The sequence below is a fragment of the Bacillus sp. PK6-16 genome, assembly GCF_056530295.1.
In genome coordinates, this window is the sequence record NZ_CP096511.1 from 4856506 (window position 1) to 4869487 (window position 12982).

At 37.2% G+C, this 12982-nt stretch carries 10 protein-coding genes, 1 pseudogene and 1 other annotated feature; of the genes and pseudogenes, 2 read left to right on the forward strand and 9 right to left on the reverse strand.

The window, feature by feature from the left end:
• Nucleotides 1-32: 32 nt before the first annotated feature.
• Nucleotides 33-2699, forward strand: coding sequence for a cation-translocating P-type ATPase (locus M1D66_RS24965; protein WP_242554883.1), 2667 nt, complete (start codon nucleotides 33-35; stop codon nucleotides 2697-2699).
• A gap of 188 nt (nucleotides 2700-2887) precedes the next feature.
• Here the strand turns inward: M1D66_RS24965 and M1D66_RS24970 are convergent, their stop codons facing one another.
• The 7 genes and pseudogenes from M1D66_RS24970 to M1D66_RS25000 form a co-directional block, all read right to left on the reverse strand.
• Nucleotides 2888-3970 (reverse strand): toxic anion resistance protein, encoded by a 1083-nt coding sequence (locus tag M1D66_RS24970; RefSeq protein ID WP_001064409.1) that lies wholly within the window; start codon nucleotides 3968-3970, stop codon nucleotides 2888-2890.
• An 18-nt stretch (nucleotides 3971-3988) separates the two neighbouring features.
• Entirely contained in the window at nucleotides 3989-5620 is a 1632-nt protein-coding gene (locus tag M1D66_RS24975) for a YceG family protein (RefSeq protein WP_000492859.1), read from the reverse strand.
• Between the two features lie 109 nt (nucleotides 5621-5729).
• Complete coding sequence (locus M1D66_RS24980; protein ID WP_000025704.1) at nucleotides 5730-6521, reverse strand: TerC family protein; 792 nt, start codon at nucleotides 6519-6521, stop codon at nucleotides 5730-5732.
• A gap of 72 nt (nucleotides 6522-6593) precedes the next feature.
• Nucleotides 6594-7172, reverse strand: coding sequence for a TerD family protein (locus M1D66_RS24985; protein ID WP_000236643.1), 579 nt, complete (start codon nucleotides 7170-7172; stop codon nucleotides 6594-6596).
• A gap of 85 nt (nucleotides 7173-7257) precedes the next feature.
• Nucleotides 7258-7842 carry a TerD family protein gene (locus M1D66_RS24990; protein WP_000146726.1) on the reverse strand — a complete coding sequence of 195 codons (585 nt, stop codon included), beginning with the start codon at nucleotides 7840-7842 and terminating at the stop codon, nucleotides 7258-7260.
• 22 nt (nucleotides 7843-7864) lie between these two features.
• On the reverse strand, nucleotides 7865-8461 hold the full coding sequence (locus M1D66_RS24995; protein ID WP_001121586.1) for a TerD family protein: 597 nt from the start codon (nucleotides 8459-8461) through the stop codon (nucleotides 7865-7867).
• A gap of 128 nt (nucleotides 8462-8589) precedes the next feature.
• Nucleotides 8590-9468, reverse strand: a pseudogene (locus M1D66_RS25000) (ROK family protein).
• Nucleotides 9469-9669: 201 nt separating this feature from the next.
• Between M1D66_RS25000 and M1D66_RS25005 the strand changes: the two are divergent.
• The gene (locus M1D66_RS25005) at nucleotides 9670-10746 is read left to right on the forward strand and encodes an LPXTG cell wall anchor domain-containing protein (RefSeq protein WP_242554884.1); all 1077 of its coding nucleotides are present in this window, start codon (nucleotides 9670-9672) and stop codon (nucleotides 10744-10746) included.
• 115 nt (nucleotides 10747-10861) lie between these two features.
• On the opposite strand, the gene proS is transcribed toward M1D66_RS25005, so the two are convergent.
• Nucleotides 10862-12292, reverse strand: coding sequence for a proline--tRNA ligase (gene proS / locus M1D66_RS25010; protein WP_006927466.1), 1431 nt, complete (start codon nucleotides 12290-12292; stop codon nucleotides 10862-10864).
• Nucleotides 12293-12339: 47 nt separating this feature from the next.
• Nucleotides 12340-12546, reverse strand: a binding site (T-box leader).
• A 93-nt stretch (nucleotides 12547-12639) separates the two neighbouring features.
• Entirely contained in the window at nucleotides 12640-12933 is a 294-nt protein-coding gene (locus M1D66_RS25015) for a YesK-like family protein (protein WP_000383850.1), read from the reverse strand.
• Between the last annotated feature and the right edge of the window lie 49 nt (nucleotides 12934-12982).

Here is a 12982-nt window from a genome sequence, read left to right on the forward strand (position 1 = left end):
TTGCTAACTGTTTTTACTGGAGGTGCTTACTTATGAGCAATTGGTACAGTAAGACGAAAGATCAAACATTAATTGACCTAGAAACAAACGAACAACACGGTTTAACAGATGAAATTGTAAGTGAACGTTTAAAGCAATACGGTTCTAATGAATTAGCTACAAAACAAAAACGCACTTTATGGCAGCGTATTTTCGCCCAAATTAATGACGTCCTCGTATATGTCCTTATTATTGCTGCCCTTATTTCTGCCTTTGTAGGTGAATGGGCGGATGCCAGCATTATCGCGCTCGTTGTAGTTTTAAATGCTGTTATCGGTGTTGTCCAAGAATCGAAAGCAGAACAAGCTTTAGAGGCATTGAAAAAGATGGCAACACCTAAAGCTATCGTCAAGAGAAATGGTGAACTAAAAGAAATTCCATCTGAGCACGTCGTTCCAGGGGATATCGTTATGCTCGACGCCGGACGATATATCCCATGCGATTTACGCCTTATTGAAACCGCAAATTTAAAAGTTGAAGAATCTGCTCTAACTGGTGAATCTGTCCCTGTTGATAAAGATGCAATCTACCACCCTTCCATGCAACGTGATGAGCAAGTACCACTCGGCGATCAAAAAAACATGGCATTTATGTCCACTCTTGTAACATACGGAAGAGGCGTCGGTGTTGCTGTTGAAACTGGAATGAACTCACAAATTGGTAAGATTGCTACCCTTTTACATGAAGCAGACGATGATATGACACCACTTCAAAAAAGCTTAGCACAAGTCGGAAAATATTTAGGCTTTGTCGCTGTAGCTATTTGTATCGTTATGTTCCTCATCGGTTTTTTACAAGGCCGGGATACGTTAGAAATGTTTATGACTGCTATTAGTTTAGCCGTTGCAGCTATTCCAGAAGGCTTGCCAGCTATCGTTTCCATCGTTCTTGCAATTGGTGTGCAACGTATGATTAAACAAAACGTTATCATTCGGAAACTACCAGCTGTTGAAGCCCTCGGTTCTGTCACAATTATTTGTTCAGATAAAACAGGTACGTTAACGCAAAATAAAATGACCGTTACTCACTTTTATAGTGATAACACATACGATCGCTTAGAAAGTTTAAATGTAAATAATGATGCGCAACGTCTATTGTTAGAAAATATGGTGCTATGTAATGATGCTTCTTACACTAACGAATCACAAACGGGAGACCCGACTGAAATTGCACTTCTCGTTGCTGGAACCACTTTTAACATGCAAAAAGATCATTTAGAAAAAATACATGAACGTGTTAACGAAGTACCTTTCGATTCAGATCGTAAAATGATGTCAACCGTACATACATACGATGAAAGCTACTATAGCATGACGAAAGGCGCTATTGATAAGCTCTTACCTCGATGTACCCATATTTTTAAAAACGGCAAAATCGAGATTTTAACTGATTCTGATAAAAATCAAATATTAGAAGCTGCCGGAGCAATGTCTCAAGAAGCTTTAAGAGTACTTTCATTCGCATTTAAACAATACAATTCAAACGATGTGGATATAAATCATCTTGAAGAAAATCTTATCTTTATTGGTCTTGTCGGTATGATTGATCCACCACGAACTGAAGTGAAAGATTCAATTACAGAATGTAAAAAAGCCGGTATTCGCACAGTTATGATTACTGGTGACCATAAAGATACCGCCTTTGCAATTGCCAAAGAACTTGGCATTGCTGAAGAAATATCGGAAATTATGATTGGAACTGAATTAGATAACATTTCTGATACAGAACTAGCTAGCAAAATTAATCATTTAAATGTATTCGCTAGAGTCTCTCCAGAGCATAAAGTGAAAATTGTAAAGGCATTACGCGCGAAAGGAAATATCGTTTCTATGACTGGTGATGGCGTCAATGATGCACCATCTTTAAAGCAAGCCGATGTCGGCGTAGCGATGGGCATTACAGGAACAGACGTTGCAAAAGGGGCAGCGGATGTTGTGTTAACAGATGATAATTTTTCATCTATCGTGAAAGCTGTTGAAGAAGGTAGAAATATTTATCGCAACATAAAAAAATCAATTCTCTTCCTACTCTCTTGTAACTTCGGAGAAATTATCGCTTTATTTTTAGCAATTTTACTCGGCTGGGCAACACCACTACGACCTATTCATATTTTATGGGTGAATTTAATTACAGATACACTGCCTGCATTATCACTTGGGGTTGATCCTGAAGATCCAGATGTGATGAAGGAAAAACCACGACATGCAAAAGAAAGCTTATTTAGTGGTAGCGTTCCTTTCCTAATTTTCAATGGAGTTATCATTGGACTTTTAACGCTAATAGCTTTTATCGCCGGAGCAAAATTCTATACTGGAGATACAAATTTATTCCCTCTTTTCCCAGAGCGAATTGATGACGATGCTCTATTACACGCTCAAACGATGGCATTTGTCGTTCTTAGTTTTTCTCAGCTCGTTCATTCATTTAACTTGCGTTCAAGAACGAAATCAATTTTTTCAATTGGGATCTTTACAAATAAATATTTAGTTTTCTCCCTTCTTATCGGTGTTCTTATGCAAGTTTGTATCATCTCCATCCCGCCCCTTGCAAATATATTCGGTGTACATGCATTAACGATGCGAGATTGGGGATTTGTTCTCTTATTAAGTATCATTCCACTTATTGTGAATGAGATTATTAAATTAGTGAAGAGAAACTAAAAGGCAATGAGGAATAGTCCTCATTGCCTTTTCATTTATCCTACTATTTTCCGTGCAGTAAAACTCCCACCTCAAAATTTAGTTTGAGCAAAGAAGTTAGGTGGTGGATTAACTGCCCATAAATGTCCAATTGGTGAAGGCTAATAATTAGTGGGGATGAACAAAACCCCACTGATTAAAGTTTCACTTTATCCTTGTAATTCTTTTTTGATGTTCTCTGTTAATGTAGCCATACGTTTGCGGCTTTCTTCACGCTCACGTTTGTTTTGCTCTTCAATTTGTTGTGTTTCTTGCATACCTCTTGAAATAATGTTCCAAGTTTCCTCAAGTGTTTCCATCTTAATACTAGAAGAACCTGATAATCTCGCTACTTCTACACTTTGCGTTGCGATATTTTGTGCATTTTTCTTAAGTAATTCATTTGTACGGCGATCCAGTTCAGCCATAGAATCCGCAACAAGCTTTTGACGCTTGGCATTTACCGCTTGAATGATACCATTTTTAAAGATAGGAATCGTTGTAATAAATGCTGTATTGATTTTACCAATTAATTTATTATTACCACGTTGAATCATACGAATTTGTGGTGCTGTAAGTAACGCAACCATACGTGCTTTTTCTAAATCGTCAATACGCTGTTCTAAAATTTCAACAGAGTTTTTAAGCGACTCTAATTCAATACCTGCTAATTGATCATTATTACGTACACGCTCTTCATACATCGGAACTAACTCTGTATTTAAACGCTCTAATAACATTTCTCCTGCTACTACGTACTTCTCTAAGTCTAGATAATATTTTAAGTTTTGCTCATACAAGCCATCTAACGTACCAATTGATTTTTTCATCTCATCTTGGTACTTCGTAATTTCCACATAAACTTTATCAATTTCACGGCCCATCGTTTGATACTTGCTAAAAATTTGTTCAATCATTTTATCCGCTTTTTTAAACATACGTGAAAAGAAACCGCTTTTCTCTTCCGCAAAGTCTTTACTATCGAATCGGTCCATAATTTTACCAAGCTGTTTTAATAATTCACCAGAATCTTCTATCTTTGATAATGACATTGTATGTAAAATTTGATCAGCAAAACGTGAAATTTCCATAGAAGGTTCTTTTCCAAGTTCAATTAATTCTAATTGATCTTTAATATCTACCGCATTATAAATACGTTGTACATCCGCATCTTGTCTAAGTTGTAAGCGAACATCTTGTGCTGTTTGTTCATTTAATTCTGTTTTCGGATCTAGTACGACTGGGTTATTCATATGGTATTCTCCCTTTCCTTATAAAAATGGACGAAATAGTCCTTTTATTGTTTGTGATAAATTTTTATAGGCTGATGAACCATGAAACTCAAGATCGAAATTAACCTCTTCAAGCCAATGTGAATCAAATGCTCCCGCTTCAATATACGGTTCAATATCGTTTCTTCCCGTTGGATTGAAATGGAATACATCTACTCCAATTTGATTCAAAAATAGTAATAAAACAGCGTCAGAACGAGTTAATTCTCCGCTCTTCTCATTATTAAATATAACAATTTTCGGTACATCTTGTGAATAATCAAATTTCTCAAGCTGTTCTAAAATATTGGGTGGTATTTGAGAAAGTTGTGCGAAAACATATAGCGCTACATCTTGTTTCGTCTCTTTCGCAATTGGTTTGCACATTTCACTTTCGCACGTATGGATAATCGCCTCTGCAATCCCATGCTGTAAACCTTCCGGTAAACGCTTATGCGGCCACCAATGGCTATTCATAATTAGATCAGGATGCAATTTTCCAGCTCGGTCCAATGCATCTCGATAATGATATTGGAAGTTTGCTTTTTGCTCTTTCGTAAACGGGAATGTATTAATTAATAAACTGTTATCAAATGATGTAACAGCCTTTAATCGTTGAAAATATTCTTTATCATTCTTTGAAACGCCTGATATTTTCGCAAATAAAGAAGGAATATAAATGTGTTTATTTTCAACAAAGAATGTCGGGCGTACAAACGCCTTTTCTTTCGTAATTAAAAAGAGTTCATCATATGTTGTTTTTAGTGTACGAGCTACAGGCGTATAGGAACGGAATTGCCACGGCTTGTACAGCAGTGAATTATCGTGGTGAAGTACTTGTTCAATTTCTTTCGAAGCTTGATACGCTACTGTTGCAACACGCTCACGGCGACGATCAGGGAATGGTTCAAGCGAAATGCGACTTGAATGAGATACAACAAAAGTTCTTCCCTCTTCATCAATATTTTCAAATCCATCTTTTCCTTCTGGGTGATAATAAAGCACATCACAACCGAGCATAATAAGAAAGTATAAGAAATATATACGGCTTTCCTGTGCATCACCGTACCAAATGATACGCGGCATTTGTTTCTTATAATTAATCGTAGAGAACCACTTCGCTACGTAATTTTCGCTTAGTTTAATTATGTCGATTAAGAAACGACGGAAGCCTTCTGTCTTTAACGACTGATTATGTTGCTTCTCATATAATTTCAATAGTGAAATAAACGTCGTATGTATGTAATGCTGTAAATCAGGATTGTCTACTTTCGGTAAAAGTTGTTTCCCAGATAAGTGTGCAACTAGCCTATTTACTGTCAGGCCATTTGGTGCTTCTTGATGTAATCCGAACACTTCTTGAATATGACGAAGCTTTTCCGAATCAATCACTTTGTTTAAATTTTGTTCGTGTAAAACTTCGATTCCTTTCGCTTCACTATAATCAAACAGTTCATTAAAATATTCATCTACATCATTAGGAACGCCAAGGATTCGACATGCTATATAGCTAAATTTCATCTCATTCTCTGTCAGCTCATATTGTGGGCGTTTTTCTAAAAGCGTTTCAAATTGCTTTAAATCTGATTCATCTTTTAATGCATATGGTTGAAGTGTAAAACGTGAAAACACAACAGTTCACCTCCAAAAACATTTACGTTTTTTCTAAGTCCTTCTTCTATTATAAACTATTTTTGGTTATAAAAAATGGGCGCTCGCAAAACGAGCAAACCCATTTCAATTATTTATTGTCTTCTTTAGTAGCTGCAACTTCTTCTCTAGCTTGTCCAGAATTCTTCATGTAGTGAAGTATAAATGTTGCTCCAAATGCTACAACTAAAATAATAAAGAATAGTGTATGACTAATCTCAATCTCGATTAAAGACAGTAACATTTTTGCTGCAATAATTAAGATTAAAATGTATGCTGTCGTTTCAAGCTCTGGAATACGCTCTAACAATTTTAAGAATACACCAGCAATACCACGCATCATTAAAATACCTAGCATTCCGCCTAATAGTAAAATCCAAACTTCATTAGATACACCAAATGCAGCAAGTACGCTATCTACAGAGAATGCGATATCCATTAATTCAACCATCGCAACTGTTCCCCAGAAGACACCAAACATTCTAAAGAGAATACTATTTTGATTCATACCGTGAGCTTCGTCTTCTTCACTTGCACCTTTACGCTTATCAATAAAGTATTTTACTGATAACCAAGCAAGGTAAAGTGCACCAAGAAGTTTTACCCACCATAATTTAATTAAGAACATTCCGATTCCAATCGCAATAAAGCGGAACACATAAGCTCCAATAAGTCCATAGAATAATGCTTTTTTACGTTTTTCTTCCGGAAGATGTTTTACCATTACCGCTAACACAAGTGCGTTATCAGCAGATAATAATCCTTCAAGTACAACAAGTGTACCAATTAATCCCCAAGATACTGGATCCTGCAACACTTTAATCCACATGTCCAAGTCGAAAAACTGAGCATACGTATCAAGGATTCCTTGCAAAATACTCATCTTACCTTTATCCCCTATTCTTTGCTAGATTTATAGAAAGGTCAAAAAAAGGAAACGAATATCGTTTCCTTTCTATGCATCCAAGCCATACGCTCTTACAAGCGCACCTAAACCACCTTGGAATCCACTTCCTACTGCATTAAACTTCCACTGTCCATTATGACGGTATAATTCACAAAAGACAACTGCTGTTTCGATGGAGAAATCTTCCCCTAAATCAAAACGAAGAACTTCTTCACTCGTTTCTTCATTCGCTAAACGAACAAACGCATTTCCTACTTGCCCAAAGTTTTGACTACGGCCTTCTGCATCATAAATCGTAACTGTAATAGCAATTCTGTGCACATCTGCTGGAACTTTCTTCAAGTCCACAACAAGTTGCTCATCGTCACCTTCACCTTCACCTGTACGGTTATCTCCTGTATGTAAAACAGATCCACAAGGAGACTGTAAATTATTATAGAAGATAAAATCAGTTTCCTTCGTACATTTTCCGTTTGCATCTAATAAAAAGGCAGATGCATCTAAATCGAAATCGGCTCCGCCGTCATAAGATTTAATATCCCATCCAAGACCAATTACTGCTTTTGTTAAACCAGGGCTTGTCTTACCTAAATCGATTTTCTGGCCTTTTTGTAATTGAATAACCATCTATATTCACCTCTATATTTTTATCTTTAAAAATATATCCATCAGTAAACATACATTTCACCGATGGATATATAAATCAAATCTATTACTCTACATCTAAACCAAAGTTATTACATAGAGACGCTAATCCACCTTGGAATCCACTTCCGATTGCATTGAATTTCCAATCACCTGCATGACGATATAATTCACCTACTACTACGGCTGTTTCAATAGAGAAATCTTCTCCTAAATCGTAACGAATTAATTCTGCATTCTTTTCTTCATCAAGAATACGTACGAAAGAATTAGAAACTTGTCCGAAGTTTTGGCTACGGCCTTCTCCATCATAAATTGTAATTGTGAAACAAATACGTTCGATGTGAGCAGGAACATTTTTCAAATCTACTTTAATCGCTTCGTCATCGCCTTCACCTTCACCAGTGCGGTTATCTCCTAAATGCTCTACAGCACCATTCGCACCTTTTGGATTATTATAGAAAACGAAATCTTCAGCTCCTGAAACTTTACCATTCGCGCCTACTAAGAAAATACTAACATCTAAGTCGAAATCGTTTTGTCCGTCATAACGATTCGTGTCCCAACCAAGTCCTACAAGAACTTTCGAAAGACCTGGATTCGTTTTTGTTAAGTCTACCTTTTGTCCCTTTTTCAATGAAATTGATGCCATATACAATTCCTCCTCGGTTATTTTATTGATAACGTGATACAATCTCACTTAAGTTTTTATCTTGCGTGCCTTCTCCAACTGCTGAAAACTTCCATTCACTTCCGTGACGATACATTTCACCTGCAATTAGAGTTGTTTTGCCAGCATAATTATCCGATAAATTATAGCGTGCTAATTCTTCACCAGTTTGCGGGTTTTGAATACGAATATATGCATTACGAATCATCCCGAAATCTTGACGACGATTTACACAGTCATAAATATTTACAACGAATACTAAACGATTAATACGGCTTGGAACTTTATGTAATTCTACGAAAATTGTTTCGTCATCACCAGCGCCTTCACCTGTTAAATTATCTCCTGAATGAATAATACTACCACAAGTAGAAAGTTTATTTCCGAAGTAAACTAAATCATTTTTGTTTAAAAAACGATCTCCTTCTAACATAACAACAGATGCATCACAATCTACATTTGGTTTACTTCCAAATAATGAAGACAGAAATCCACCTGATTGCCCAATTGGATCCCAGCCTAAGCCAACCTGTAGTTTTGCTACTTTTGGTTGTCCTTTCGTTAAATCGATCTTTTGACCTTTTTCTAAAATAATAGGCATGAAGTTTCTCCCTTTCTACAAAGCATTTTCCAAATCGGAAAATATTGTATTCTTCTCTTATATTGTAGCATTATTTACCTAGCGATAAAAAGGATAAATTCTCAGTTATATGAAAACATTCATATAATTTACTTATGATGATGTAAGAAGTGGTAAATAGCACCAATCATTCCTGCACAATTACCGTTTTGCGCAAGTTCAATCTCACAATTATTATAAATCTCTTGATTTAAGTATTTACTGACCTCTTCTTTTACTTCTTTTAAAAACTCATTTCCTCTATCGGTAATTCCTCCACCAATAATAATCGTTTCTGGATTAAAAATATAAGCAAGATTACTAATTCCGATTGCCAAATGTTTAAAGAAAATCCCAACTGCTTGAGCAACTTCCCGATCTCCTTTATCATACAACTCGAAAATTCTTTTCCCATTCCACTTGCCTTTGCCTTTATATTTGCTTACAAGTCGAATTAATCCTTAAATCGAAGCAACCTCTTCAAACGTTTTTCCTTCTATTAACATATTCCCCCATTCACCAGCACTAAATGAATGTCCTCGGTACAATTTTCCATCTATAAAAATTGCTCCCCCAATCCCTGTTCCAAGGGTGAGCATAATAAAGTTATCTTTCTCTCTTCCACTACCATTCCACTTTTCTCCAAACGCTGCACAATTCACATCATTGTCAATCGATACTGGAACTTTTAATATCTCTTGCAATCTATCAATAATAGGAATAGTACTATATCCCGGAATATGATCCGCACCTCCCGTCACAATTCCTTTATTAATATCAACAATTCCCGCAGTGCTAATACCGATTCCGGCAATAGTATGTTCATTCATTATTTTTTTGGATACATATATAAGTTTTTGAATAATTTGTTCTCCGCCTAAATGAATTTCTGTTGCAACTGTTTGACGCTTTAATACTCTCCCTATTTCTGAAACAATACCATACTTAATTTGCGTACCGCCAATATCAAACGCTATATACTCTTTCATCTGCTGCCACTTCCTCTACCGTTATGAATGTAAATTCTCCCCCTCTACTATTTGCAGGAAATCTACATTAACTCTTTTCTGCTTTGACAAATACACCACCTTTTTCTATATATAGTTTTTTTTGCATAAAACTCTTTTTCCTAAGAAATATTACAAAGGGATGTATTTTAGATGGAACATTAATCTCTTAGGAGGAAAACCATGACGAAAATCTTCATTTTAGCATCAACACTCTCTTTATCTTTTTTTAGCGGTTTAAATATCGGTAATGCTGCAACTGAAAACTTCCAACCATTAACAAACGCTATTGTACAAAATAGCGATCATTTTGCAGAAGGAAACTCAAAGGATAATAATATACCTCCAGGAAATAACGGTTCTCAGGACGATACTGGTTCTGGTGACAATGGTTCTGGCGGTAACGGTTCTGGTGGCAGTGGCTCTGGTGGCAATGGTTCCGGCGGTAACGGTTCTGGTGGCAATGGTTCTGGTGACAACGGTTCCGGCGGTAACGGTTCTGGTGGCAATGGTTCTGGCGGTAACGGTTCTGGTGGTAGTGGCTCTGACGGCAGCGGTTCCGGTGGTAGTGGCTCTGACGGCAGCGGTTCCGGTGGCAATGGTTCTGGTGGTAACGGCTCTGGCGGCAATGGTTCTGGCGGTAACGGTTCTGGTGGCAGTGGCTCTGGTGGCAATGGTTCCGGTGGCAATGGTTCTGGTGGCAACGGCTCTGGCGGCAGTGGCTCTGGTGACAACGGTTCTGGCGGTAATGGTTCTGGCGGCAATGGCTCTGGTGGCAACGGTTCTGGCGGCAATGGCTCTAGTGGCAATGGTTCTGGCGGTAACGGTTCTGGCGGTAACGGTTCTGGCGGTAACGGTTCTGGCGGTAACGGTTCTGGCGGTAACGGTTCTGGCGGTAACGGTTCTGGCGGTAACGGTTCTGGCGGTAACGGTTCTGGCGGCAATGGCTCTCAAGGCGGCAATCGTGTTAAAGGTGATAGCAGTTCTCAAGGGGGGAATGGCTCTCAAGGTGGCAATCGTGTTAAAGGCGATAGCAATTCTCAGGAGGGCAACGGTTCTCAAGGGGGCAATCGTGTTAAAGGCGATAGCAATTCTCAGGAGGGCAACGGTTCTCAAGGGGGTAATGTAAAAGGTAATACGAAAAAACAAGGTGATAAATTACCTAATACTGCAACGCATTACCCTATATCTATTTTAATGGGGCTTTCAACATTCCTAATTGGTATGTTACTGTTTATTCGTCGTAAAAACGTAAAATAAGAACAACATCCTTCCATCTAAAAAGTACATGAAATACTGTATAAAACTAAAAAGGACTTTGGATTACATTTTATTATGCAGCCCAAAGTCCTTTTATCACCTATCAGAAAAAGTATTAATACGCTTTTCCCCAATACACCATTTGTTTAGCTTCTTTACCACAACAAATACATTCTTCAGCTAAATGCTCTTGCTCAAAAGGCATACAACGTGAAGATACGCCAACTTCTTCTTTTAGTTTTTCTTCACAAGCTAATTCCCCGCACCACATTGCCTTAATAAAGCCTTGCTTTTCGTCAGCTATTTTTTTCATCTCTTCGAAATTTGTCGCAACATACGTATTCTCATCGCGAAATGCTTTTGCTTTATTAAATAAAGCAATATGAATTTCTTCAAGTAATGCTGGAATACGTTCTTCTAATTGATCCATTGGTACAAACTCTTTTTCCTTCGTATCTCTTCTTACAAGTACAACTTGATTCTTTTCAATATCTTTAGGGCCAACTTCTAATCGAATTGGAATCCCCTTCATTTCATACTCATTAAATTTCCAGCCTGGTGTTTTATTACTAGCATCTATTTTTACTCGTGCAACCTTTTGAATATGTGCTTGTAACTCTGTTGCTTTTGCTAAAACTCCTTCTTTATGCTGAGCAATTGGTACAATAACAACTTGCACTGGAGCGACTTTTGGTGGCATTACAAGTCCATTATTATCACTATGAACCATTATTAGCCCGCCTATCATTCTTGTTGATACACCCCAAGATGTTTGGTGCACATATTGCCACTTACCGTTACGATCTAAAAACTTAATATCAAATGCTTTAGAGAAATTCGTTCCAAAGTTATGAGAGGTTCCTGTTTGAAGTGCTTTTCCATCATGCATTAAACTTTCAATTGTATAAGTTGCCTTTGCTCCAGCAAACTTCTCTTTTTCTGTTTTTTGTCCTTTAATAACTGGTATCGCTAAATAATCCTCACAGAAAGAAGCATATAAGTTTAAAATATTTAATGTTTCAGTCTGCGATTCTTCTGCCGTTTCATGGATTGTATGACCCTCTTGCCATAAAAATTCAGTCGTACGAAGGAATGGCCTAGTTGTCTTCTCCCAACGAACTACTGAACACCACTGATTATATAACTTTGGCAAATCATTATAGGATTGCACAATTTTTGAAAAGTGCTCACAAAATAAAGTTTCAGATGTAGGACGTACACAAAGTCTTTCCGCTAACTTTTCATCTCCGCCATGCGTAACCCATGCTACTTCAGGAGCAAATCCTTCAACATGATCCTTCTCTTTTTGCAATAAACTCTCTGGGATAAACATTGGCATATATACATTTTCATGGCCAGTTTCTTTTAACTTCTCATCCATCACCTTCTGCATATTCTCCCATAAGGCATAACCATACGGACGTAAAATCATGCATCCTTTTACACTTGAATAATCAACAAGTTCGGCTTTTTTTACAATATCGGTATACCACTGCGCAAAGTCCTCTTCCATCTTCGTAATGGCTTGCACTTGTTCTTTTGCCATAGTCAGTCTTCCTCCTTCTAGAAAATACAAAAAAGCCCGCGTCCCTAAATAGGGACCGAGCTTTGTCGGCGTTACCACCCTGATTCATGCACAAAAATTGCGCATGCTCTCTTTTTGATAACGGGAAATTCCCGCTGCATATGCAGAACTCAAAGGCAGGTTCCATATTGCCTTTTTAAGAATCTTTCAGCCTGACGGATTCTCTCTCTGCTAAAAAGGTTGAACATGTACTAGTCCTTTTTCATCGTTATAACGAAATAAATTTGTTGATTATCATAATACAAATTCTTTTTTAAAACAATAGCTAATTTTCTTATTTTTATATATTCTTTTCATTTTTTGCAGTTTTATACGTAGCTTTTCCGCGTAATTTTCACAAGTTGATGCGCAATCATACCGATAAGTGTACCAAGTAGGACGAAGAAACCAATAAATCCATATCCCATTCCTTCCCACCCACCAATAACAATCATTGTAACGGGAAAGGACGCTAAGCAAAGAAGTATTAAACTAAGTGCAAATATAATATCGAACTGTTTGTCTGGAAACCGTTTCTTTAGTAAATATGAAATAGCAAATACAAGGATAATCGTGATTCCGCCAATGATGTAAAAGATACCAAATCCATCTAACCAATCCATAGTGTTTCCTCCTTCCATAGATTCCCTTATACTTAATTATATGTTTAAT